We start from the raw sequence: 24,198 nt of genomic DNA, 5'->3' as shown, positions 1-24,198 counted from the left end.
CCGGTGTCGGCGACCTGCGCCACTCCCAGTGTCACTCTGACCAGCGGTTTGATCGACTACGGAAAGAACCTTCGTCCCTTTTCCTATTTGGCTAAGCCTGCCAAGGGAACTCGCGTACAAGACCCCGATTTCCCGGGTACCCATATCGTCCGCGTGACGGACGCCTTGGCTGATTTCAAAGCGAATGTGGCGATGCCCGCCTACCCGACCACGCAGGGCTGGAATTGCAACGAATCGCGCTTTGTTTTGTATGTCACTGGCGCGCAGAGCGGTGGCAAGCAGGGATGGGCAATGTTCGACGGCAAGACCTACGCCTTCATCAAATTCCTGCCGATCAATCCTCCCGATATCGAGCAGTTCTACTGGAGTCATTCCGACCCGACCAAACTGGCCTATATCGACAACCGTGAAAACGGTGGCCAGATCATCATGAAAATGATGGAAATCAACGTCGAAACCGGCGTGCAGACGGTATTGCACGACTTCATGCCAGATGTGAAAGCGCAGGGTTGGCCGACGACCGGCCCAGTGCGAGCCGGGTATCCGTTCTATTCAGGCGGCGATCTGGAGTTGTGGGGGCTGGGCGCAGGCGGCATTCCGAACGTCAGTGGCCAGCTCGGCCTCAACGCCTTTGGCTTCAATGCCAAGACCGGCAAAGTCACACGCTATAGCGGCATTCCCGTGGCGCAGGCGCGCGGCACCACGCCTTTCCCGCTCAAAAGCGGCAAGGGCTGGGCATGGCCCGATTGGGCGAACCACACGACCGTCGTTTTCGACCTGAACGGCAATATTGTGCGCACCGTGCAGTTCGACGCCATTGAACACCTGGACAGTTCGGTCAACGCCAAGGGCGAAGACTTGCTCGTGGGCACGCAATATGATGGCCCCTCGGGTAGCGGCAATCTGATGGTGGCGAATCTGGCGACCGGAGTCGTGTCCACGGTGATTGGGGTGTCCAAGGGCGACGGCTACCCCCGCACCAGCACCCTCATCAGTTCGGGCGCCTGGAAGGTGCCGGGTTGGGTGGCGATGGGAGTGACCGGTTCGCCCTACGGCAGCACCGCAGACAACGGCAGCAACAATGCCCCGGTGGCGAACCCTCAGACCTACATCGACCAGGAAGTCTCCGTCGCCAATGTGGACACAGGTGTCGTGTTCCGCGTTGCACATCACCGCAGCACAGGTCATTACAGCAATGCACCGGTGAACAACTATTGGGCGCAGACCAACGTCACCCCGAGCCCGAGCGGTACCCGCATACTGGTGCAGAGCGACTGGGGCAACGCCAATCCGAAGAGCCCAGTGATCAACCCGAATGCGCCGGTGGATACCTATGTGATCGAGTTGCCCGCCTACAAGCCTAATTGAGGGAGCGAGAGTGACCCCACCCCGCTCAGTGCGGGGTGGGCATCGATGCACTGCAGTCCTATGATGCGGCACGCTTCGGGCGTGCCTTTTTTATATGGCAGCGCCGCTCGAATCACTCAACCTCTTTTCAAATGGCCACTAATGGAAGAACGGCATCGCCTCAAGGTATTGGATGGATTAAGGGCCATAGCCATTCTATTGGTGATGGGATATCACTATTTTGTCCGGTGGACGCCGCCAGTCGCCCCAGATAATTTCTACCCATACGGCGGTTTTGGAGCGCACTTCTGGTTGTTTGAGTATGGCGATCTAGGGGTGCAGATATTTTTTGTGATATCGGGGTTTGTGATCAGCATGACCCTATTCAGGTGTCGCACGATAGGTCATTTTTTCTGGAAGCGGTTTGCGCGCCTGTTTCCAACCATGTTGATTTGTTCGGTGTTGTCTTTTTTCATTCTGAATTTACTGCCACAAAATATTTTCATTCCTCAGGTCAGAGATTTTATTCCGAGCCTGACATTCAGTGATCCGATCATCTGGAGTAAGATTTTTGGCGTGCCTTTCAAAGCGGTTGATGGGGCATATTGGTCTCTTTTTGTCGAGGTCAAGTTTTATTTTTGGATCAGTGTCATTTATTTTTTGGTAGGTTCTCGGTTGTTCTTTAGGTCTGTGGCGTTGGCGTTTGGCGGCTTGGTGATATATTATGTGCTGGCCCGGGCGCTAGACTTCCATCATCTCTGGGCAATCGATTTTATTTTTGTTATTGGCGCCTTGCCTTGGTTTGTGGCTGGCATTGGGTTTTATGCACTTTACGCAGATGCCAGCAGCCGAATGGCCTGGGTGTTACTAGTTGAGTCGGTTGTCGCCATTGCGGTGCTCAGGTTGGGGACGCATGTCGGAACCATCGCGCCTTATCTTGCTCTTGCATTTAGTTTTTTTGTTTTTTTGGCGATGATGAAACGCCCCGCCTGGGTGGCCTGGTTGGGCTATCCGCCGCTCGCGGCGATTGGGGTGGCCAGTTACAGCCTATATTTATTGCACCAATACATCGGAGTCGCCATTCTCGATATTGCACGCAATGCATTCGGTCCGGAATCTCCGCTGCTCAGCGTGCTGCTTGCGCCGACGTTAGTGGGAGTTCTGATTCTGATTTCTCTAGCTATTTATCGCTACTGGGAAGCGCCAGCCAAAGATTTTCTTCTTGGCTTGCGTTTGACCCGTCCTGCCATCCTGCGAGGCTCTGGTGCATCTGAGCGCTCTGACAATGCCCCCTGACCGGGGTGTTGAAGTGTTGCTGCCGCGAGGATTTTGATCCGTATTCGGTTTTTCTGGGAGATTGAAAATGTTGCCTTCCCGTCGTCGATTCATTCAGAAATCTTTACTTTCCCTTCCTGCTGTTGGTGCTTTGTCCGCCTGCGGTGGAGGCGGGGGATCTGCGTCTGTTCAAAATGCCGGGGGCAGTCCTACAGCGGGCTTGAGTCCTGTGCCTGTTGTAGCCGGCGTTGATTTGTCGGCCGGGCTTCAGAATTACGGTCTGAAGCGTATGCCCTACAGCAACCTGGCCAAGCCAGCAAAGGGGCAGACTGTGCTGGATCCGGATTTCGGCACACGGATTACCCGAATCACTGATTGTGTTTCTGATTTTAAAAATCTCTGCGCCGCGCCGGCCTATCCTACGGCCATGGCCTGGAACAGCGATGAGACGCGCTTCATTCTGTATGTGCCGGGTTCGACCATGCAGTCAGGAGGTCAGCAAGGCTGGGCCATGTATAACGGCACGACCTATGCGTTTATCAAATTTATAGACATCAATCCCGGAGATGTTGAGCAGTTTTATTGGGATCACCAGGATCCAGCTACTCTCTATTACATCGATAACCATTCGGTCGGCAGCACCATGCACGCTGATCTCACCGCGATCAACGTAGAGACGGGTGTCAAGACGGTGGAGTACAGCTTTCTGGATAATCTGCCAGCGGGCTGGCCGCGTACCGGCCCGGTACGCTGCGGTTACCCGTTCGCGCTAGGCATCAACGCAAAGGGCGAGCGCATTTGGGGGCTGGGTGCGGGTGGCATCCCGAATATCAATGGACAACTTGCTTTGAATGTGTTCGGTTTCAACCAAACGACTAAGCAAATGGTGTTCTACGACACCCAGTACGTGGCGCAAGGGCAGGCGCGCGGCACGACGCCGTTTCCCCTGCTGTCGGGACAGGGCTGGGTCGCGCCCGATCCGGCCTCGCAGAATAGCCAGACCGGGCGTGTGTTCATTCTCGACATCAACGGCAAATACGTTCGAACCGTCAATTTCGATGCGTATGAACATTGCGACACGGCCATGAATGCCGCAGGCCACGACATGCTGGTCGGCTCGCAGTTCAACCGCGCCACGGGGGGTAATGGCAATGTCATCGTCGCTGACCTGAATACGGGGGCCATCCAGAATTTAGTGGGTGAGTCCAGTTCACCGGTGTTTGGTTATCCCGTAACGGGCAGCCTGACCGGTTCGACGGCTTGGCAAAACCCGATGTGGATTGCGACGGGCATGACGGGCGACATTTATGGCACTGACAACAGCGGCCCGACCGCCAATCCGACCACCCTGCTGGATCAGGAGATCATGCTCACCAGCCTGACCTCCGGGCTGACGTACCGCTTTGCCCACCATCGCAGCACCGGGAATTACAGCAACGCCCCGCAAAGCAACTACTGGGCCCAGACCAATGTGACGCTCAGCACCAGCGGCACGCGCGTGCTGTTCCAGAGCGATTGGGGGAACGGCGACCCGAGCAACCCGGTGCTCAACCCGGATGCGGCGGTTGACACTTATGTAATCGAACTGCCGAGTTACAAGAGGGCGTAGAGCGCCCCCAGACCTGCCGCGTTCGCGTCAGGCCCCCCGCCCTGCGGCAGCTTGGACGGAGCCGAATCCGAGCGGCTTGCAAGCCGCGAGGTGGACAAGAAAACTTGGGGCTGCCCTGCGTTTTCTCATGAGCTGGTCAGCGTCTGGCGGGCGCAAGCCTCGTCAGGCTGCTACGCGCCCTGCACACAAAACACCGCTTCCGTTGCCAGCAGCCCGGGAGCGAAGGTGATGCGGCGGCCGTTGCGGATGCCGAAGGCGTCGACTACGCGCAGCCCGCAGTGCGCAGCCAGGCGCTCGAAGTCGGCATAGGTCGCCACGCGCAGGTTCGGCGTGTTGTACCACTCGTAGGGCAGCTCGGGCGTCACCGGCAGGCGGCCCGTCAGGATTTGCAGGCGGATGCTCCAGTGGGCGAAATTGGCGAAGCTGAGGATGCCCAGCCGACCGACGCGCGCGGTTTCGCGCAGCGCGTTTTCGGTGTGGCGGATATTGGGCAGGGTGTCGATCTGCAGCACCACGTCGAAGCTGCCATCGCCGAACATCGACAGGCCCTGCTCCAGGTCGAGCTGCAGCACGTCCACGCCTTTTTCGGCGGCGGCGATCAATTTTTCAGGGCTGATTTCCACGCCCAGCCCGGTGCAGCCGCGGGTGTCGCGCAGATGCGCCAGCATGCGGCCATCGCCGCAGCCCAGATCGAGCACGCGGCTGCCATGCGGCACCAGATCGGCAATCACGCTCAGGGGAGTGGTCATTTGGAAAGCTCCTGCGCGATGCGGTCGAACCAGGCGCGCACCACGCCGTGGTAGTGCGGGTGATCCATGAGGAAGGCGTCATGGCCCTGCGGGGCGTCGACTTCCGCGTAGGTCACAGCGCGGCGGTTGGTCACCAGCGCCTGCACGATTTCGCGCGAGCGCTGGGGCGAAAAGCGCCAGTCGGAGGTGAAGCTCATCACGCAGAACCGGGTTCGCGTCCCCTCGAAGGCCTTGGCGAGGACGCCGCCGTGATCGGCCGCGAGGTCGAAATAGTCCATCGCCCTGGAGACGTAGAGATAGGAATTGGCGTCGAAGCGATCGACGAAGCTCGATCCCTGATGGCGCAGATAGCTCTCGATCTCGAAGTCCACACCAAAGCCGTAGCCCAGAGCGCCATTGCGCAGCGCACGGCCGAATTTGGCGGCCATGGCGTCGTCGCTGAGATAGGTGATGTGCCCGATCATGCGCGCTACCGCCAGACCTTGCTTGGGCACGACGCCGTGGGCGTAGTAGTCGCCGCCATGAAAGTCGGGGTCGGTGATGATGGCGCGGCGAGCCACCTCGTTGAAGGCGATGTTCTGCGCCGAAAGACTGGGCGCGGTGGCGATGGCGGCGCAGTGGGCCACGCGTTCGGGGTAGCGCAGCGCCCAACTCAGCGCCTGCATGCCGCCCAGGCTGCCGCCGATGACCGCAGCCAGGCGCTCGATGCCCAGCCGGTCGAGCAACCGCGCTTGCGCATCCACCCAGTCTTCGACCGTCACCACGGGGAAGCGGCTGCCCCAAGGCTGGCCAGTGGCGGGGTCGAGGCTCATCGGGCCGGTGGAGCCGAAGCACGAACCGGGATTGTTGACGCAGAGTACGAAAAAGCGCTCGGTGTCGAGCGGTTTGCCGGGGCCGATCAGGTTGTCCCACCAGCCCACGCTCTTGGGGTTGCCTGCATGCGTGCCGCCGGCGTGATGGCTGGCGTTGAGCGCATGACACACAAGCACGGCGTTGCTGCGCTCGGCGTTGAGCGTGCCGTAGGTTTCATACATCAACTCGTAGGCGGGCAGTTGCGCGCCGCTTTGAAGCGGCAGCGGCTGCTCGAATGCCATGCGCTGCGGCGTGACGTCACCGAGGGCTGAGGGCGAAGCACTCATGGGTGTTCCTGAAAAAACAAACCGGCGGCGCTGGCAATGCAGCGAAAACCGCCGGTGGTCTGCGCTGTTTTAGCGGTATTTGTTACGCGCCCGCAAGCCCAGGGCAAATCGGCGCGTAGGCAAGTATAGGAGCATCCCCAAACGGATTCAGCCCATCGCCCCGTGCGTTGACCAGTGCGGCGCCAGCAGGGTGCGTTCCAGATGATCCGGGGCCAGACCGTAGAGCCGGCCGAGTTGCTCGCGGTCGATGCACTGCGCCGGGCTGCCCTGGGCGATGAAGCGGCCTGCCTGCATCAGAATGACGCGCGAGGCCACGACAAAGGCGTGATCGGGATGATGGGTGGTGAACAGCACGGCGCGCCCGTCGTCGCGCAACTGCGCGAGCAGTTCCAGCAGCCGCAACTGATTGCCAAAGTCCAGGCTGCTGGCGGGTTCGTCCAGTAGCAGGTAGGGAGCGTCCTGCGCCAGCGCGCGGGCGATCAAGACTTGCTGACGCTGCCCGCCTGACAGCGCCGCGTAGCTGCGTGTGGCCAGGGCTTGTAGGCCGAGCCGGTGCAGGATGGCGTGCACGGCGGCGAAGTCGTCGGCTGCGGGCCGGGCGATCAGCCCGCGGCTGGCCAGCCGCCCCATCATCACCACGTCGATGACGCTGTAAGCGAACACCAGCCGGTGCTGCTGAGGCACATAGGCAATGCGTCGGGCGCGCTCGGGCGCGGACAGGGTGAAGAGGTCTTGACCATCGACTTGCACCGACCCAGCATGCGGCGCATGAATCGCGCACAGGGCTTTGAGCAAGGTGGTTTTGCCGCAGCCGTTGGGGCCGAGCAGCGCCAGCGTCTCACCCGGGGCTAGGCGCAGCTGCACGCCCTTGACGATCTCTTCCTGTCCATAGCGGATGTGGAGTTGTTGTGCGTCGATCATCTCCGGCTCCTCAATCGGCCCAGCTCACGGCGGCGCGTCGCAGCACCACGGCGAGCAGCGGCAGCCCGACCAAGGCCGTGAGAACGCCCAGCGGCAACTCCACGGTGAACGCCGTGCGCGCCACGTCGTCGAGCAGCAAAAGGTAGAGCGCCCCCAGCAAGGCAGAGGCGGGCAATACGCGGCGGTTGTCCGCGCCCCAGATCAGCCGGGCAATCTGCGGAATCAGCAGACCGACCCAGGCGACCATCCCGGCCAGAGTCACTGACAGCGTGCCCAGCAAGGTGGCCAGCGCGATGACCCAGGCGCGCGTGGCGCGCACCGGTACGCCCAGTGTGGTCGCTTCCTCGTCGCCCATGCTCAGCACGTTGAGCGCATGGCCCAAGCCGATGAGGGCGGCGGTGGCCAGCGCCATCAGCGGGGCGGTGAGCCACACGCTGTGTGCCGATACGCTGGAGAGCGTGCCCATCAGCCAATAGGTGATGGCGGGCAGCTTGTCGTACGGGTCGGCGACGTACTTGGCGGTGGACAGCAGGGCGGCGAAAAACGCGCCGGTAATCAAACCCGCCAGCAACAGCACCACAATGCCATGGATGCCGACCAGGCGGGCGAGCAGCAGGGTCATGCCCACGGCCATCAGCCCGAAGACAAAGCTGGAAAGCTGAACCTGCCAAAGGGTGTGACCGAGCAGGATGCCCAGTGCCGCGCCGAATGCGGCTCCGGCCAAACCGCCGAGCACTTCCGGCGAGGCCAGCGGATTACGAAACAGCGCCTGGTAGGCCGCGCCCGAGGTCGACAGCGCGGCGCCGATGCACATGGCCGCGACGATGCGCGGCGCGCGCAGCTCCACGATCACCGTCCACAGTTCGGAAGGATGGCCTGCAAGGCCTTGCCACAGGCGCACGGCCGCCTCGAGCGGCGAGGGCTGATAGCGCCCGAGCAGCAAGGAGGTCACGGCGCAGAGCAACAAGGCCGAGCCCAGCAACCCGAAGCGGCCTTTCATGGACGGCCGGGCAATGCGGCGTCTGCCCGATGCGGCGCGGCAGACGCGGCGGGCAAAGACGCAGGCAAAGACGTCGGCTGGGGCGCGGATAAAGATGAGGGCACCAGCGGCAAGACCTGACGAAATAGCCGCTGCATCTGCTCGAGCTGGCGTTCAGGGCGGTCGTCGAGCGGGTTGAATGCCAGGCGCGGCACCGCGCGTTGCGCCAGCAGGTCGGCGAGCTGCCGGGCGCATTCCTCGGACGTACCGACGATGGCGCGCGCCAGACTTTCGCTCTCGTCCATCTCGGCCAGGGGGCCGCGAAAGCCGACCTTCCATTGCGATTGCTTGTTGCGCCGAAAGGCGGCCAGCCACGCCAGGGCATGGCGTCTGGCGGCGTCGCCGTCCTCATCGATCCACAGCCCGCGTGACAGCAGCGCGTCGGCCGGACGTTGTGCGACGATGCCCCAGTTGATGGCCTGGGCGTCGTAGGTTTCCAGCGGCCAGAACTGCGCGCTCATCCAGCCCAGACCGCGCGAAGCCGCCCAAGCCAGGGTGTCGGGCTCGCGGCTGGCGACGAACAGGGGCAGCGGGGTTTGCACTGGCGGCTGCAGCACGGCTTCATCGGGGTGCGACTGGGGGTGCAGCCGGTCGAGGACGGCGTCCACCACCTCGCGCATCTGCACGCGCGCCGCATCGCTGCCCCGGCCGAAAGCGCGCTTTTGCGCCTCGAACGGCCCGCCCTTGGCAAAGCCGATGGCGATGCGCCCGGGCGCCAGATTGGACAGCAGCGCGATTTCCTCGGCCAGCAGCGAGGGGTTGCGGCCTGCGGGCAACACCGCGGCCACGCCGAGCTGGATGCGCTGCGTCCGCGCCGCCCAGTGGGCCAGCAGCAGCAGCGGCGAGGCGCTCAGGCTTTGCGGGTCGAAGTGGTGTTCGGTGACCCACACCGCCTGCACGCCGATCTGCTCGATCTCCTGCACCAGGGCGGCGCGCTGCTGGAAAAAAGCGGGGATGGGCTCGTTCGTGGCGGGCTGCATGTGCAGCATCATGCCGATTTGCGGCAGGGGGGAGGCAGGCATGGCGGGTCAATACTTGGTGGGATAGTCGCCGGGGTCGGGCGCCAGAACGGCGCGCGCTTGCGCGGCGGACAGCGTGCGCTTGAAGTACAGCGCGAAAAACGCCTCGGTGCGAGCGTCGATCAGGGTCTTGAACACCGCGCGGTAGTCTGCCGGAAAAATCCGGCTCGCTAGCCAGGGCGCGGCCAGCAGCCGCATGAACGACGGCGGCCGGTCGATCCAGCGAAACGGCACTTGCGGCGCGAACAGCACATGGCCTTCGCGCACCGCGCGCAGCAGCCTCCAGCGCGGCTCGGTCTGGATGGCGCGCATCGCCGGGCCGTCTTGGGTGAGGATCCAGTCGGGGTCTGCGGCCAGGATTTGCTCGAAAATCACCCGCACCATGCCGAAGCGGCTGCCGTCGGTGCAGCGCAAGGCGTTGTGCGCGCCGATGGCGGTGATGACCTCGGCGTGGATCGAGCCGCTGCACTCGCTCGCCAGGCCGTCTTCGCCTTCGGCGTAATAGATGCTCACGGGCGGCTGCCGCGACACGCGCTGGCGCAGCGCGGCCAGATCGTCCAGCGTGGTCTGCGCGTCGGCGGCCAGCGCCTCGCCGCGTGCGGCGATCCCCAGCGCCTGCCCCACCTGGCGGAAGGCCGCGGGGTAGTCCGCCATGCTGTCGAGCCGCACCGGGCAGATGGGCAGCCCGAGCTTGCACATGGCCGCCGTGCTGGCCTGCGAACCCACCGTCGCCCCGGACACCAGCGCCAGCGTGGGATGCACGCGCAACACTTGCTCCAGACTGGCCGTCTTGCCCTGGCCGAACCAACCGCCGAGCACGGGAAGATCGAGGACGCTTTTCGGCAGAATCTGCGCCGCCTGCTTGCTCCAGGGAAAGTTCAGCCCCGCCATGCGTTCGGGCGCCAGCGCCAGCAGCAAGTAGTTGTTCACCGGGCTGCTGCCGTATACCGGGCCGCTCGGGGCGCTGGGGCAGGCCGGGGGAGTTTGCGCCAGCGCGAACGCGCCGTGCAACAGCAGCGCGGCGCCGAGCAAAGGAGCGCGTAGCCAAGCGAGAAATCGCCTCATAGCTTGTACTGCAGTTGCACCCGCAGCTCGCGTCCGGGCATGGGGAAGCCCTCGCTCAATTGATAGTTGCGGTCGAACGCGTTGTTCAGATTGGTGTAGAGCGTCAGCCGCGGGGCCAGGCGTTGCGTCCAGCGCAGGTTGACCACGGCGAACCCGGCCACCGGCTGCTTGCCGTCGGTCGTGGTCTGGCGGCTGCTGGCCGCCTGCACATGCGCCGACAGGGTGGTGGCGTCGCCGGGCAGCCACGACACGCCCAGATCGGCCCAGTGGCGCGGCGCGTTGGTGGCGACCAGTCCATGCGCGCCCAGCGTGGCGTCGAGATAGCTATACGCCACCGAGGCGATCCAGGCGTTGCCGATCGGCGCCTGCACGCTCAAGTCCAGCCCTTTGTTGGTCGCCGTGCCGACGTTTTGCGCCTGGCTGATGCCGGGGGTGGAGGTGGCGACACTCTCGATCACGTCCTTGATCGAATCCCAATATACCGCGGCGTCGTACTTCACCCCGCCCAGCATCACCCCGGAGACGCCGACTTCACGGTTGAGTGCTTGTTCCGGCCCCAGCGCCGGGTTGGGGATGGCCTGGCCCAGGCGGTAGGAATACACCTCCTTGATGCTGGGAAAACGGGTCTTCCGCCCGATGCCCGCGCGCAACTCGGTGTGCGGCGAGAGTTTGTGCCGCCAGACGATTTGCGCATTGTTCGCCCCCACGCGCGGGCTGGTGGGCATCGGCCCGATCTGGGTCTGCGCCTTGTTGGTGTATTGCTCGGCCTGATCGAAGCGGTGCTCGTCTCGGCGGTAGCCGAAGGTGAGGGTGTCGGCCGTAGTCGGCTTGTAGGCATTCTCGAAGCCCAGCGCGTAGGTGTGCGCCTCGAAATGCAGCCACGGCGTCTGGTAAGGCTGCGCCTGGGTGGCGAGGTTGGACTCGCGGTGCACGTCTTGTTTGTAGAACAGTCCGAGTTTGAGGAAGTTCTGCGTGCCCAGCGGCTGGCCGAGTTCGACCGTGGCGCCGTTGGAAAAATCGCGGTACTGGCTATTGAAGGCGTAAGGTTTTTGGGTCGAGTTGTAGCGGGCGTTGTCGAACGAGATCAGTTCGTTGTCGAAGGTGTCGTGGTAGAGCCGGGTCTTGAGGTAACCCGCGCCGAGGGCGGTGTTGCCGATGTAGTAGTAGCTCTGCTTGTTCCACTGCGGCCACTGCCAGTAGCGCACCGGCTGGCCGGTGACCTTGGTGTTGCCGGTGTAGGGCGGCGAGTCTTTGTCGGAGTTGACGGTGTAGAGGCCCAGCGCATACTCGTCGGTGGCGTTGGGGGTGAAGCCTACTTTCAGGTTGGCGTTGATGTCGTGGCTGGCGGCGTTGAGCCGGTCGCCCCCCGGCTGCGCCGCCACCGGCTTGAACGCCGTGGACAGCGGAAAACCGTCGCGATTGGCGCTGGCCACGCCGCCCTGCACATACCAGCGGCTGTCGATACGGCTGCCCAATTGCACCGACAGATCGTTGCCGAAAAGCCGGTGCTGGTTGGCGGTGAGGCCGCCGGTGATTGTGCCTTCGAGCTTTTTGCTGGGGGCTTGGGTGATGAGGTTGATCGAGCCGCCCATATTGTTCGGCCCGTACATCAAGGAGCCCAGCCCTTTGGTCACGACGATTTCGGACAGGCCGGGCGTCAGTAGCCGACTCAAGTCCACATTGCCGTCGTAGGGCACGTAAATCGGAATGCCGTCGATGTTCAGGGTGATCTGCCGCGAGTCGAAGCCGCGGATGTTCACCTGCGTCTCGCCGCGCTGGCCCAGCGTCACCGGGGTGACGCCGGGCAGATCGCCCAGCGCCTCGCCCACATTGAGCGCGCCACGGTCGAGCATTTGCTGCTGCGTCACCACATTGCTGCTCGTGCCGCCCGGCGCGGGCTTGGACACGGCGGGGGCCTGCACATCGACCTCGCCAAGCTGGAACACCGGCTGCGCGGCCTGCGGGGTTTGCGCTGCGGCGCTTGCGGCATGCAGGGCCGCGAGCAGCGGCAGGAGCGGCATCAACGAGGGGCGCACAGGCTGCAGTGGTCGCTGACGGCGGGCGGGGCGAGAGCGGGGCATCAGGGTCTCCAATAAAAAATCATGGCGGGTTTCGAGATATTCTTTAAGATATAACGAATTCCCCTTGGCCTGCCACATCCTTTGCCATGTCCGCTGCAGAATTGTTCTCTGTCAAACCTGTGCCTGTCCCTCGCTGGCAGGCGGCCTGCATCGTGGTTCTTGGCGCAGGGGATGTGGGCTCTGCGGTGGCGCATGTTTTGTTCCGCCAGGGCTACACGGTGTTGCTGGTCGAGACGGAACAGCCCACGTCCCCGCGGCGTGGCATGTGCTGGGTGGATGCGGTGTTCGACGGCATCGCGGTGCTCGATCATCTCAGCGCGGTGCGGGTGTTTCACCCGGCGGATGCGGCGCTCGCCTTTGCCCGCCGCATCTGGCTGCCGCTGGTGGTCGCTCCCGACCTGCCGCTGTGGCTGCGCCAGCTCGGCGCGCAGGTCTTGGTCGATGCGCGGCTGCGCAAACACGCCGCGGCGCAGCCCGATCTGCGCGCGCTGTGCGGGGGTGCTGCGACCGCGGTCGGCATTGGTCCAGGATATACCGTGGGCTATAACGCCGATGTGGTGATCGAGTCGGCCTGGGGCGATGAACTGGGGCGGGTGCTGCACGTCGGCTCGGCCCGGGCGCTCGCCGGAGAGCCGCGGCCCATCCTGGGTGCGGGGCGCGAGCGCCTGGTTTACGCCCCGCAGGACGGGGTGTTCGAAACCTCTTTGCGGATCGGCCAGGCGGTCGAGGCGGGCGAGGTGATCGGCCATGTGCACACGCCAGAGGGCGAGCCTCTGCCGCTGCCTGCGCCGCTGCGCGGCGTGTTGCGCGGGCTGACCCGCTCAGACGTGCCGGTGCGGCGTAAAACCAAACTCGTCGAAGTCGATCCGCGCGGCGACCCGGCGCTGTGCTTCGGTTTAGGCGAGCGGCCGATGCGCATCGCTCAGGGCGTGCTGCAGACCGTCGAGCAGGTCGTCGGCGCTGCTGGCGCGCCCGCCGCGCAGCCGCATGCCGCCTGAATGCCGGGTGGCGCCAGCCCGCTGCTCGCCGGGCCGTGCCGATGAGCCAAGGCGATCCCGCCAATCCTGCAATCAGGCTGGCGGCGGTGCGTCTTTGCATGGTTTTGCTCCTTCATCCAATTCAGCGCTTGACAGCTGTGCGAGGCTTTCAATATATTCATAAAAATACAACGTCGCAAGCGATGTTCGCGGCGGTTGCAAAGTAGGCGCAGGGGTAAATGTTGGTGATGAGTGGACATTGTGGGCGTTGGCCACAGTCTGAAGGGGAAGATCGGTTCGGTTTTTAGCTCAAGCGTCGTAGCCGTTCATATACACTGAAAACATCATCCACCCATTCATCAGGAGAGAGCCATCATGCAAACCAGCGCGCGCAATCATCTTCAAGGCAAGGTTCATGCGGTGCACGACGGTGCGGTCAACACCGAAGTCGTGCTCGACCTCGGCGAGGGCCAGCACCTCGTGGCCATCGTCACCAAAGACAGCGCCCATCGTCTGGGCCTTGCCGCGGGCAAATCGGCCTGGGCGCTGGTCAAGGCCTCCTGGCCCATCCTCGTCAAAGGCGCCGCCCCGGCCACCTCGGCGCGCAACACCCTGTGCGGCACGGTCAAGGCCATCACCACCGGCGCGGTGAACACCGAAGTGGTGCTGGGCCTCAAGGGCGGCGCCGAACTGGTGGTGATGATCACCACCGGCAGCGAAAAAACACTCGGCCTCAAGGTGGGCGACGCCGCATGCGCGCTCATCAAGGCCACCCATGTCATCCTCGGGGTGGACTAATCGTCCCATCTCGCTTGTCGGCCTCGGGGCGATCCCGGGGCCGCTTTTTTTATGCCCCTGTAACCAAACCTGACGGAGATCCGTATGAACCGATTTGTCCGAATCCTGCGCCGAGCTGGGCTCGCGCTCGTCTTGCCTTTCGCGCTGGCGGCAAGCGCGCAGGCCGAAACCCTCACCGTGGCGGTGGCGGCCAACTTCAAAAAGCCCGCCGAGGAAATCGGCGCGGCGTTCAAGGCCAAGACCGGCGACGAGGTGAAGTACGCCTTCGGCGCCACTGGGCAATTTGCCGCGCAGATTCGCAACGGCGCGCCATTCGACATCATCCTGGCGGCTGACGACACCACCGCGCCCGCGCTAGCCAAAGACGGTCTGGCCTTGGCGTCGAGCAATTTCGTCTATGCGCGCGGCACGCTCGTGCTCTACAGCACCACGCTGCCGCTGAAGGAACAGGGCGAGCAAATCCTGCGCAAGGGCGATTTCGCGCATGTCTCCATCGCCAACCCCAAGACCGCGCCCTACGGCACAGCGGCGATCGAGGCGATGAAAAAAATGGGCGTATATGACGCGCTCAAACCGAAGATCGTCGAAGGGTCGAACATCGGCCAGACCTTCGACTTCGTCGCCACCGGCAATGCGCAGGCGGGCTTTGTCGCGCTGTCGCAGGCCATCGGCGCGGGCAAGGGGCAATGGTGGGTGGTGCCGCAGGCGGACTACGCGCCCATCGACCAAAGCGCCATCCTGCTCAAGCCCGGTGAAAACAAGGCCGTGGCCAAGGCCTATCTCGACTTTTTGCGTGGCCCTGAGGCGCGCACGGTGATCGAGAAATACGGTTACACCATCCCGCGTTGACGGGCGGCGGACGATGACCCTGTTCGGCTATCCGCTCGATCTCGGCCCGCTGTGGCTGACGTTGCAGGTCGCCAGCATCGCCACTGCCATCCTGCTGGTTCCCGGCATGGCGCTGGCCTGGTGGCTGGCGAACTGGCGCTCGCCGCTGCGCGCCGTGGTTGAGGCGGTGGTGGCCCTGCCGCTGGTGCTGCCGCCGGTGGTCTTGGGGTTTTATCTATTGGTCTTTCTCAATCCGCAGGGCTGGGTAACGCAAACCCTGCACAGCCTCGGCTATGAAGGCCAGCTCACCTTCAACAAAATCGGCCTGATCATCGGGTCTGTGGTGTATTCGTTGCCCTTCATGGTGCAACCGCTGCTGCGCGCCTTCGAGAGCTTGCCGCGCAACCTGCTCGACGCCGCCGCCACCCTGCGCGCCGGTTGGTGGGACCGGTTTTTCAACGTGGTGCTGCCGCTGTCGCGCGGCGGGCTGATCGTCGCGCTCACCCTGACCTTTGCGCACACCGTGGGCGAGTTCGGCGTGGTGCTCATGGTGGGCGGCAACATTCCGGGCAAGACGCGGGTGGTGTCGATCGACATCTACAACCATGTCGAGGCGATGGAGTACGCCCAGGCGCACATGCTCTCGGCGCTGATGCTGGTGTTTGCCGTCATCGTGCTGACCATCGTCTATGGCCTGTACCGTCACGGCAGCAAGGAGCACGGCTGATGTCGGAGCGCGGATCTACCGCAGCGGTCAGCGGCAATGTGCAGGCGCGGCTAGGCGCCTTCAGCCTGCAGACGGGTGATTTTTCCTGGCCGCTCGACGGCATCACCGCCTTGTTCGGCCGCTCCGGCTGCGGCAAAAGCACCCTGCTGCGCGCCATCGCCGGGCTGATTCCGCGCGCCAGCGGCACGCTGCGCGTCGGCGAGGCGCTTTGGCTGGACGGGCGGCGGCAGACCCCGGCGCCGGAGCGCGACGTGGGCTATGTATTCCAGGACGCGGCGCTGTTCCCGCATCTTTCCGTGCGCGGCAATCTGCTGTTTGCGGCAAGCCGCGCGCCGAAAGGCGAGGCGCCTGCGGCGATCGACCAGGTCGCCGCAGAGGTGGGCATCGCTTATCTGCTCGACCGTCGCATCGCCGCGCTATCGGGCGGGGAGAAGCAGCGGGTGGCGATCGCCCGTGCCTTGCTGTCGCGCCCGCGGCTGCTGCTGCTCGACGAACCCTTGGCCGCGCTCGACTGGAAAGCCAAGGACGAATTGCTCGAACTCATCGGTCAGATCGCCCGCACGCAGCGCTTGCCCATGGTGCTGGTCAGCCACGCGCCGGAAGAAATCGAGCGTCTGGCGCAACGCGTGGTGTTCATGCAGGACGGGCGCATCCTGCGCATCGAGCCGCTGACCGAGGCGCTGATGCGCGCCGACTCGCCCTTGTTCGACCGGCTCGGCCCAGTGGCGGTGCTCGAAGGTGAGGCCACGCCGCTGGCCGAAGGTCTGGCGCAACTGCGCATCGACGGCAGCCTGCTGACCTTTCCTGCCGCCGCCGAGCCGGGGCGGGTGCGGCTGCGCATCTACGCCCGCGACGTGGCGCTGGCGCGCAGCGTGCCCACCGACATCAGCATGCTCAACCACCTGCCCGCGCGCATTTGCGGCTTCGCCGCAAGCCGCCCTGGGCATAGTCTGGTGCGGCTGTGTCTGGCCGACGGCCAGGGGCTGTGGAGCGAAATCACCATGCGCGCCCGCGATGCGCTGCGTCTCGCCGAAGACGAGGCTGTGGTCGCGCTGATCAAGGCCGCCTCGGTGGAGCGATGACATGAACGAGTCTTCGTCGGTCACCGCCCCGTGCCCCACGGCCTGCGATACGGCCTGTGCCGTCCGTGGCTTTTTCACCGCTCTGGCCATCGGGCTGCTCGGCGGCCTGGTCGGCCTGGGCGGGGCGGAGTTCCGCCTGCCGGTGCTGGTCGGGCTGTTCGGTCTGGCGACGCTGCAGGCGGTGATCGCCAACAAGGCGCTGTCGCTGCTGGTGGTGGGCGTGGCGATCGTCGCCCGGCTGCACGCCGTGCCGCTGGCGGTTTTGCTGCCGCATTGGCCGGTGGTGCTCAACCTGTTGGCGGGCAGTCTGCTCGGCGCCTGGTGGGCCGCGGGCTGGGCGATGCGCCTGCCGCGCAAGACGCTCGATGGCGTGCTGCTGGTGCTGCTCATTCTGTTGGCCTGCACCATGGCGGCCGAGCAGGTGTTCGGCCTGCGCGCCCTGCCCAATCTCGCACAGATTCTGTCGCCCTGGGGGCATGCAGCGCTGGGCATCGCCGCCGGGTTGGTGATCGGCCTGTTCGCCGCGGTGATGGGCGTGGCCGGGGGCGAGCTGCTCATTCCCACCATCGTGCTGCTGTGGGGGCTGGACCTCAAGCTCGCGGGTAGCCTGTCGCTGCTGGTGTCGCTGCCGACCATGATCGTGGGATTTGCCCGCTACCGCGAAAGCGCGGCGTTCGCCGTGCTGCGCACCCATCGCGCGCTGCTGCTGAGCATGGCCGCAGGTTCATTGCTCGGCGCGCTGCTGGGTGGGCTGCTGCTGGGCGTCGTGCCCACCGACGGCCTCGGCCTGCTGCTGGCGCTGATTCTGGCGGTCTCGGCGTGGAAAGTGTTTCGCCACCGTCGTTCCACCTGAACACCCTAAGGAAAGTTTGTCATGCAAACCGTTTTGCTCACCCGTCGTCGCCTCGCTCTCGGCGGTTTGATGGCGCTGCTGCCCGCGGCGCGCGCACTGGCTGCCGATCCCGCCGGGCTGCTGCTCATGGCTGGCGCCGGTTACAAGCGCCCGGTCGAGGCGCTGTGCGCCGACTTCACCCGCGACACCGGCATTGCGGTGGAGCGCAGCTATGGCAATCTGCAGCAAATCTTTGCCCAGGCGCGCGCCAGCGGGCGGGTGGATGTGCTGATCGGCGACGCCGACTTCATCGACCACGCCAAAGACCTCAACCTGCCGCAGCGCCAAACCCTCGGTCAGGGCAAGCTGGTGCTGGCGTGGCGGCGCAAGCTGCTAGGCAGGCGCAGCCCCGACCCGATCACCGATCCGGTGCGCGACCTGCCCGAGATGCAGTCCATCACCCTGCCCAACCCGCAGCAAGCGATTTACGGCCGAGCCGCCGAGCAATGGCTCAAGGCCAAGGGCCTGTGGGCGCCGCTGCAGGACAAGCTCAAAATCGTGCAGACCGTGCCGCAGGTCAGCGCCTACCTCACCTCGGGGCAGATCGACGCCGGTTTTCTCAACCTCACCGAGGTGCTGGCGGTCAAGGGGCAACTCGGCGGCTACCTCGAACTCCAGCCGGGAGCGGATAGCTATGCGCCGATCGACATCGTCGCCGCATTCCCCGAGCAGACGGTGCAGCCCGAAACCGCGGCCAGCCGCGCCCGCTTTGCGCAGTTCCTGCAAAGCGCGCAGGCGCAGGAGATTTTGCGCCGCGCCGGGCTGTGAGCCTTGCCGCATGTCCGTCCTCACCCCGGATGCGGTCAAAGCGCTGTGGCTGAGCGTGCAAATCGCCCTGCTGGCGCTGCCCGCTTACGCCGCGGCCGCCGTGCTGCTGGGTTACGCACTGCAATTCGGCCTGCGTCGACCAGCTTGGTTGGACGCGCTGATCACCATCCCGCTGGTGTTTCCGCCGGTGGTCATCGGCTTTGCCCTGCTATGGCTGCTGGGGCGCGAGAGCCTGCTCGGGCGCGCGCTGCAGCTCGTCGGCGTGAATTTCGTGTTCACCTTTCCGGGGCTGCTGCTGGCGGCTTTCATCGCCGGGCTGCCGCTGGCAGTCAAGACCCTGCAGACCGCGCTGCAGACGCATCCCCGCGTGTGGCACGAGGTGGCGCTCACCCTGGGGCGCGGGCCGGTCAATGTGTACCTCACCATGCACCTGCCGATTGCCCTGCCCGCCTTGCTCGGCGGGCTGCTGCTGGCGCTGGCGCGCGGCATGGGCGAGGTGGGGATTTCGCTCATGCTCGGCGGCAACATCCTCGGCCGCACCGAAACCCTGTCGCTGGCGATTTTCAACACCGTGACCACGGGCGACTACGCCCAGGCGGCCTGGCTCAGCGCCTTGCTGGGCGGGTTCAGCCTGGTGCTGTTCGTTGCCGTGCGTTTGCTGCAAAACAAGGAGCTTGCCAAACATGATGTATTTCACCCAGGCTGACATCGATCAGCTCATTCTCGAAGACCTGCCGCTGCACGACGAAACCACGCGCGCGCTGGCCCTGCCCGACGTGCCCGGCAGCCTCACCTACTGCGCACGCCAGCCCGGCGTACTCGCGGGCCTGGCGCCGCTGCTGCGCCTGGCGCAATCGCTGGGTTTGCGCCCCGAGCCGCTGGCGGCCGATGGCGATGCCACCGCGCCGGGGCAGGCGGTGCTGAGGGTGCAGGGCAACGCGCACGCGCTGCACATGGCCTGGAAACAGGGCATGAATCTGCTCGAATATCTGGGCGGCATCGCCAGCGCCACGCGGCAGATGGTCGATGCCGCGCGCGCGGGCAATCCGCGCATTCAGGTGGCGGGCACGCGCAAGGCGCATCCCGGAGCGCGCAAGCTGCAGCACTACGCCGTGCTGTGCGGCGGTGGCATGGTGCACCGCGCCGGGCTGTCGGAAACCATTCTGGTGTTCGCCCAGCACCGCGCCTTTCTGCCTGATCTGGATGCGGCGCAACTGGTGGCGCGCGCCAAGGCGCACAGCCCGGAGAAATTCGTGCTCATCGAGGCCGAAAGCGCTGATGACGCGCTGGTCGCCGCCCGCGCCGGGGCGGACGGCGTGCAGCTCGACAAAATGTCGCCCGAGCAACTGACCGCGCTCGTGCCGCAACTGCGCGCGCTGCAGCCGCGGCTGACCATCAACGCCGCCGGCGGCATCCGCCCCGACAACGCCGCAGCGTTTGCCGCCAGCGGCGTGGACGTGCTCGTGACCTCCAGCCTGTACAACGCCAAGGCCGCCGACTTCGGCGCGGTGATGCAGCGGCTGTGAACTCTCTTGCGCCGCCGTCGAGAATGCGGCTTGCTGCGGCGGGGTCGGCTCCCGCCACGGATGCGCCGTCACATGCGCTGCAGGCCCATTCGCCGCCACAGCGCCTTTTCGATCTCGATGGCGGCAAACACCGCCAGGCTCAGCCCCAGGATCATTGCCCACGACGACGGCGGCAGCGCCGCGCCGCCGAGCAGTGACTGCAGCGGCGGCGCGTAGGTGAACGCCAGCTGCAGCAGCACCAGCAAAATGGCCACCGCCAGCGCCACCGGATTGCCGTGCAACAGGGTGCGATGCAGCGCCGAGGCGGTGTAGCTGCGCACCTGAAACAGATAGGCCAGTTCGGCGAAGGCCAGCATATTGACCGCTGCGGTGCGTGCAAACTCAAGGCTGCTGCCGCGCGCCAGTTCCCACTCGAAAATGCCGAAGGTTGTTGCGCCCATCAGCAGGCTGACGAACCCGATGCGCACCAGCATGGAGCGGGTGATCAGCGGCTCGGCGGGTGAGCGCGGCGGCCGCTGCATGACGTCGATTTCGGGCGGCTCGAAGGCCAGCGCCAGCGACAGTGTGACCGCGGAGACCATGTTCACCCACAGGATCTGGCTGGCGGTAACCGGCAGGGCCAGACCTGCCAGCAGGGCGAACAAAATCACGCCAGCCTCGCCGATATTCGTCGGCAGGATGAATAGCAGCGACTTCTTGATGTTGTCGAATACCGCGCGGCCTTCGCGCACGGCGCGGCCGATGGTGGCGAAGTTGTCATCGGTGAGCACCAGATCGGCGGCCTCGCGCGCGGCGTCTGTGCCTCGCCGCCCCATTGCCACGCCGATGTCGGCGGCCTTGAGCGCCGGTGCGTCGTTCACGCCGTCGCCGGTCATGGCGACGAGCTCGCCATCGGCCTGCAGCGCGCGCACCAGCCGGAGTTTGTGTTCCGGGCTGGCGCGGGCGATGACGTCGGTCTGGAGCAAGGCGCGGCGCAAGGCGGCCTCATCGAGTGGGTCGATGCTTGCGCCGTCGAGCGGCAACGCGGCATTCAGCCCGATCTGCGCACCGATGGCTGCGGCGGTTGCGGCGTGGTCGCCGGTGATCATTTTCACCCGCAGTCCGGCCCGCTGGCACTCGGCCACTGCGGCAACGGCCTCATCGCGCGGCGGATCGATCAGGCCCGCCAGGCCCAGCAGGGTGAACCGCGGCGTGATGTCGGCGACAGTGAGTTGCGCCAGGTCGGAGGCGGCTTCGCAGCGTGCCAGCGCCAGCACGCGCAAGCCCGATTGCGCTGCCCGCTCGATGGCCGTGAGCCAGTCGGACTGCACCACCGGCGCGTCATTCGCCTCCAGCGTGCACAAGGCCAGCACCTGTTCCGGCGCGCCCTTGAGCAGAATGAACGCCTTGCCCTGCGGGTCGCGATGCAGCGTGGCCATGTAGCGCAGTTCGGATTCGAAGGGGATGGCATCGATCCGCGGAAACTGCGCACGCAGCGCCGCCCCGTCGAGACCGGCTTTGTAGGCCAGCGCCAGCAGCGCGCCCTCGGTGGGATCGCCGACGAGTTGCCATTGCTGCTGCGCATCTTGCTGCAATTGCGCGTCGTTGCACAGCAAGGCGCAGGTGGCAAGCGCCTGCAGCGGGTCATGCTGCGCCGGATGGATCGGCTTGCCCGCGGACGTGAACACGCCAATCGGCGCGTAGCCCGCGCCGCTGACGGCGAGTTCGCATCCCGTCAGCATGACCCGCACCGCGGTCATTTCGTTGCGGGTGAGCGTGCCGGTTTTGTCGGTGCAGATCACGGTGACCGAGCCCAGGGTTTCGACGGCGGGAAGGCGACGCAGCACGGCGCGCTGACGCGCCATATTGCGCGTGCCGATCGCCAGCACGATGGTGACGATGGCCGGCAGGCCCTCGGGAATCGCCGCAACCGCGAGCCCGACCACGGCGAGAAACACATCGAACATGGGCATATGCCGCACGGCAACCCCAAAGGCGAAGGTCAGGGCGCTCAACAGCAGAATCACCCAGGTGATCTGGCGCGAGAAGCGGTCGAGGCGGCGCGTCAGCGGGGTTTCCAGTACGGCGGCCTCGCGCACCATGTCACCGATGCGGCCGATTTCCGTCGTGCGCCCGGTTTCCACCACCACACCCCGCCCCTGGCCGTATCGCACTACGGTTCCGGCGTAGGCCATGCAGCGGCGTTCCGCCACGGGCGTTGCCTGGTCTACTGCGGCGGTGTCCTTCTCGGTGGCCACTGATTCGCCCGTCAGCGCAGATTCGTCGATGCGCAGGTTTTTGACCTGCAGCAAGCGCAAGTCGGCTGGAACCCGGGCGCCGGATTCCAGCAATACCAGGTCACCGGGCACCAGCTCGGACGCGTCGCACTCGGCATACACCCCGTCGCGCAGCACGGTGGCCCGGCTGGCGAGCATGGCGCGCACAGCGGCCAGCGCTTGCTCAGCCTTTCCCTCCTGCACAAAGCCGATCACGGCGTTGATCAGCACCACTCCCAAGATGACCGCGGTGTCCACATAGTCGCGCAGCAGCAAAGTGACCCACCCTGCTGCGAGCAACACATAAATCAGCGGATTATGAAATTGCAGCGCGAAGCGGCGCAAAGGGCCACGCCGGGGCGGGGTGGGCAGGCTATTGGGGCCCTGCTCACGCAGGCGCCGCCTGGCTTCGTCCGCGCTCAGGCCGCGCTGCGCATCGCTTTGCAAGGCCGCCAGCGCGTCAGTCGCTTCGCGGGCATGCCAGAGAGCGCCCCCAGGCCACCGCTTTGCAGCGGCCGCCTCCCGAGCGGCTTGCAAGCCGCCAGGTGGGCAAGAAAACTTGGGGCGGCCCTGCGTTTTCTCATGAGCTTGTTCGGGAAGGGGCACGGGCGCTCGCTGATGGCCGGAATGCGCAAAGATTAGCAGCGCATGTTCTGGGTTTGGATGACACCGCGCACACCTCTGCAAGCACCTTGTCACATCTTCTCACCGCTACCGGCTTGCAGTCGCAGCACAATCAAAAAACGCAACTGCGCAACCGCGCGAGGAGACAACGATGTTCCAACTGAAGCGTTCATCAAAATCGCTCATTCCCGCACTCTGCATGACCGCCTTGGCGCTGTCAGCAGGCTCGGCCTTTGCCGCGACCGCACCGGCGGGCAAGTTCACCGCCACGGCCAAAGTCTCGTCGATCGACGAGGCCGCAGCGCAAGGCGCGCAAATTTTCGCCAACGACACCTTCGGCACCAAGCAGACCTGGGTGCCGACCAACGCCTTCAGCAGCCATCTCATGACCTGCGCCGCCTGCCACACGGACGGCGGCAAAACCGAGGGCACGACCCCGGCGGGCGCTCACCTGCCCAGTCTGATCGGCGCGGCGGCCAACTATCCGAAATTCAAGGCCAAGAAGCACGCGGTCTACACCCTGGAGCGGCAGATTGTGCATTGCGTGCGCGCCGGCATCGTCGGCAAGCCCCCGGCGTATAACAGCCCGGAAATGATCGACCTCGTGGCCTATCTCACCCAGCTCTCCAAGGGCGCCACCATGGGGCAGCAATTCAAGTGATTGGGCTGCGTCGAATCGTCATCGGCGGCGCGCTCGCCTGGGGAGCGGTTGCCGTCGCGTGGGCCGCCACCGCTTCCGACATGCAAAAACTGGCCGAGTCGCAGGGCTGTTTTTCGTGCCACGCCATCAACCATAAGAAGGTCGGGCCGGCTTACACCGCGGTGGCGCAACGTTACGCTCACAACCCCAACGCTGCGGCCATTCTGCAAGACGCGATTCTCAACGGCCATCAAGGCACATGGGGCGTGATTCCGATGCCCGCTTACGCCCCGGACGGCTACCTGAACCCGCATCAGGCGCTCGATCTGGCGAAGTGGATTCTGAGCCTCAAGCTCGCGCACTGAAAAGAGAACGCCCAACCGGGCGTGGCGCTCATTTTTTCTTGTGACGATCCGGCACGAGGGTGACGATTTCCGGCCGCACCGCATCTGGCGAAATTGGCTTGGGCGGAGATTTGTCCGCCTTGGGTTTTTTGACTTCCTTGTTCGTCCGTTGCTGACCTTTGGGCATGATGACGCTCCTTGTTGTGTGCATTGTCCCGCATCGGGAATAAAAAAACCGCAGCCAAGGCTGCGGTTTTTTGTTTGAGCCCTTGCGGGATCAGATCATGATCACAGCGGCGTCACGTTCGAAGCCTGCAGGCCCTTGGGGCCTTGCTTGACTTCGAATTGCACGCGCTGGTTTTCTGCCAGGGTCTTGAAGCCATTGCCTTGAATTTCACTGAAATGCACGAACAGATCGGCATCGCCGCCGTCCTGGGCGATAAAGCCAAAGCCCTTGCTTTCGTTAAACCATTTGACGGCGCCAGTTTGCATA

General features: G+C 64.8%; 24 protein-coding genes. 14 read left to right on the top strand and 10 right to left on the bottom strand.

The window, feature by feature from the left end:
• From ABT24_RS06895 to ABT24_RS06885, 3 genes are all read left to right on the top strand, one after another.
• Positions 1-1,368 (top strand): hypothetical protein (locus ABT24_RS06895; protein WP_286737577.1); only part of this gene is annotated, 1,368 nt, incomplete at its 5' end.
• 63 nt (positions 1,369-1,431) lie between these two features.
• Complete coding sequence (locus ABT24_RS06890) at positions 1,432-2,643, top strand: acyltransferase family protein (RefSeq protein WP_276728708.1); 1,212 nt, start codon at positions 1,432-1,434, stop codon at positions 2,641-2,643.
• A 67-nt stretch (positions 2,644-2,710) separates the two neighbouring features.
• Positions 2,711-4,231 (top strand): hypothetical protein, encoded by a 1,521-nt coding sequence (locus ABT24_RS06885; RefSeq protein ID WP_276728711.1) that lies wholly within the window; start codon positions 2,711-2,713, stop codon positions 4,229-4,231.
• A 170-nt stretch (positions 4,232-4,401) separates the two neighbouring features.
• On the opposite strand, the gene metW is transcribed toward ABT24_RS06885, so the two are convergent.
• The 7 genes from metW to ABT24_RS06850 form a co-directional block, all read right to left on the bottom strand.
• Positions 4,402-4,980 carry a methionine biosynthesis protein MetW gene (gene metW, locus ABT24_RS06880; RefSeq protein ID WP_276728714.1) on the bottom strand — a complete coding sequence of 193 codons (579 nt, stop codon included), beginning with the start codon at positions 4,978-4,980 and terminating at the stop codon, positions 4,402-4,404.
• On the bottom strand, positions 4,977-6,119 hold the full coding sequence (gene metX / locus ABT24_RS06875) for a homoserine O-succinyltransferase MetX (RefSeq protein WP_286737576.1): 1,143 nt from the start codon (positions 6,117-6,119) through the stop codon (positions 4,977-4,979). Before metX ends, metW begins: the two co-directional genes overlap by 4 nt.
• A 147-nt stretch (positions 6,120-6,266) precedes the next feature.
• Positions 6,267-7,040: an ABC transporter ATP-binding protein gene (locus tag ABT24_RS06870; protein WP_276728721.1), complete on the bottom strand. Its 774-nt coding sequence runs from the start codon at positions 7,038-7,040 to the stop codon at positions 6,267-6,269.
• A gap of 10 nt (positions 7,041-7,050) precedes the next feature.
• Positions 7,051-8,040: a FecCD family ABC transporter permease gene (locus ABT24_RS06865; protein ID WP_276728724.1), complete on the bottom strand. Its 990-nt coding sequence runs from the start codon at positions 8,038-8,040 to the stop codon at positions 7,051-7,053.
• Positions 8,037-9,101: an LLM class flavin-dependent oxidoreductase gene (locus ABT24_RS06860; protein WP_286737573.1), complete on the bottom strand. Its 1,065-nt coding sequence runs from the start codon at positions 9,099-9,101 to the stop codon at positions 8,037-8,039. The genes ABT24_RS06865 and ABT24_RS06860 overlap by 4 nt, the downstream gene beginning before the upstream one ends.
• Positions 9,102-9,107: 6 nt before the next feature.
• Positions 9,108-10,163 (bottom strand): ABC transporter substrate-binding protein, encoded by a 1,056-nt coding sequence (locus ABT24_RS06855; protein WP_276728730.1) that lies wholly within the window; start codon positions 10,161-10,163, stop codon positions 9,108-9,110.
• Positions 10,160-12,244, bottom strand: coding sequence for a TonB-dependent receptor plug domain-containing protein (locus ABT24_RS06850; protein ID WP_276728733.1), 2,085 nt, complete (start codon positions 12,242-12,244; stop codon positions 10,160-10,162). Before ABT24_RS06850 ends, ABT24_RS06855 begins: the two co-directional genes overlap by 4 nt.
• A gap of 119 nt (positions 12,245-12,363) precedes the next feature.
• Here ABT24_RS06850 and ABT24_RS06845 point away from each other — a divergent pair, with 119 nt between their 5' ends.
• The 9 genes from ABT24_RS06845 to modD all read left to right on the top strand — a co-directional run bounded on the left by ABT24_RS06845 (position 12,364) and on the right by modD (position 19,842).
• Entirely contained in the window at positions 12,364-13,242 is an 879-nt protein-coding gene (locus ABT24_RS06845) for a hypothetical protein (RefSeq protein ID WP_276728736.1), read from the top strand.
• A gap of 354 nt (positions 13,243-13,596) precedes the next feature.
• A complete protein-coding gene (locus ABT24_RS06840) occupies positions 13,597-14,019 on the top strand; it encodes a TOBE domain-containing protein (protein WP_013122001.1) in 423 nt (140 codons plus the stop codon).
• An 84-nt stretch (positions 14,020-14,103) separates the two neighbouring features.
• Positions 14,104-14,868, top strand: a complete 765-nt coding sequence (modA, locus tag ABT24_RS06835; protein ID WP_276728740.1) for a molybdate ABC transporter substrate-binding protein — start codon at positions 14,104-14,106, stop codon at positions 14,866-14,868.
• Between the two features lie 13 nt (positions 14,869-14,881).
• Positions 14,882-15,574 (top strand): molybdate ABC transporter permease subunit, encoded by a 693-nt coding sequence (modB, locus tag ABT24_RS06830; RefSeq protein ID WP_276728743.1) that lies wholly within the window; start codon positions 14,882-14,884, stop codon positions 15,572-15,574.
• A complete protein-coding gene (gene modC / locus ABT24_RS06825) occupies positions 15,574-16,656 on the top strand; it encodes a molybdenum ABC transporter ATP-binding protein (protein WP_276728747.1) in 1,083 nt (360 codons plus the stop codon). The genes modB and modC overlap by 1 nt, the downstream gene beginning before the upstream one ends.
• Before the next feature lies 1 nt (position 16,657).
• On the top strand, positions 16,658-17,509 hold the full coding sequence (locus tag ABT24_RS06820) for a sulfite exporter TauE/SafE family protein (RefSeq protein ID WP_276728751.1): 852 nt from the start codon (positions 16,658-16,660) through the stop codon (positions 17,507-17,509).
• 21 nt (positions 17,510-17,530) lie between these two features.
• Entirely contained in the window at positions 17,531-18,316 is a 786-nt protein-coding gene (modA, locus tag ABT24_RS06815; RefSeq protein ID WP_276728754.1) for a molybdate ABC transporter substrate-binding protein, read from the top strand.
• 10 nt (positions 18,317-18,326) lie between these two features.
• A complete protein-coding gene (locus tag ABT24_RS06810; protein ID WP_276728757.1) occupies positions 18,327-19,022 on the top strand; it encodes a molybdate ABC transporter permease subunit in 696 nt (231 codons plus the stop codon).
• Entirely contained in the window at positions 19,000-19,842 is an 843-nt protein-coding gene (modD, locus tag ABT24_RS06805; protein WP_276728760.1) for a ModD protein, read from the top strand. The genes ABT24_RS06810 and modD overlap by 23 nt, the downstream gene beginning before the upstream one ends.
• Positions 19,843-19,910: 68 nt before the next feature.
• Here modD and ABT24_RS06800 read toward each other — a convergent pair whose 3' ends face one another.
• Positions 19,911-22,544 carry a cation-translocating P-type ATPase gene (locus ABT24_RS06800; RefSeq protein WP_423837802.1) on the bottom strand — a complete coding sequence of 878 codons (2,634 nt, stop codon included), beginning with the start codon at positions 22,542-22,544 and terminating at the stop codon, positions 19,911-19,913.
• A 328-nt stretch (positions 22,545-22,872) separates the two neighbouring features.
• On the opposite strand from ABT24_RS06800, the gene ABT24_RS06795 reads away from it, so the two are divergent.
• Positions 22,873-23,382 (top strand): c-type cytochrome, encoded by a 510-nt coding sequence (locus tag ABT24_RS06795; RefSeq protein ID WP_156054025.1) that lies wholly within the window; start codon positions 22,873-22,875, stop codon positions 23,380-23,382.
• On the top strand, positions 23,379-23,726 hold the full coding sequence (locus ABT24_RS06790) for a c-type cytochrome (RefSeq protein ID WP_276728765.1): 348 nt from the start codon (positions 23,379-23,381) through the stop codon (positions 23,724-23,726). The genes ABT24_RS06795 and ABT24_RS06790 overlap by 4 nt, the downstream gene beginning before the upstream one ends.
• A gap of 28 nt (positions 23,727-23,754) precedes the next feature.
• On the opposite strand, the gene ABT24_RS06785 is transcribed toward ABT24_RS06790, so the two are convergent.
• Both ABT24_RS06785 and ABT24_RS06780 read right to left on the bottom strand, forming a co-directional pair.
• Positions 23,755-23,892: a hypothetical protein gene (locus ABT24_RS06785; protein ID WP_276728767.1), complete on the bottom strand. Its 138-nt coding sequence runs from the start codon at positions 23,890-23,892 to the stop codon at positions 23,755-23,757.
• A 101-nt stretch (positions 23,893-23,993) separates the two neighbouring features.
• Complete coding sequence (locus tag ABT24_RS06780) at positions 23,994-24,197, bottom strand: cold-shock protein (protein WP_041608319.1); 204 nt, start codon at positions 24,195-24,197, stop codon at positions 23,994-23,996.
• Position 24,198 lies beyond the last annotated feature (1 nt).

This window comes from Thiomonas sp. SCN 64-16 (genome assembly GCF_001725585.1).
Classification (GTDB): Bacteria; Pseudomonadota; Gammaproteobacteria; order Burkholderiales; family Burkholderiaceae_C; genus Thiomonas; species Thiomonas arsenitoxydans.
This window is presented reverse-complemented; position numbering and strand designations above follow the sequence as displayed.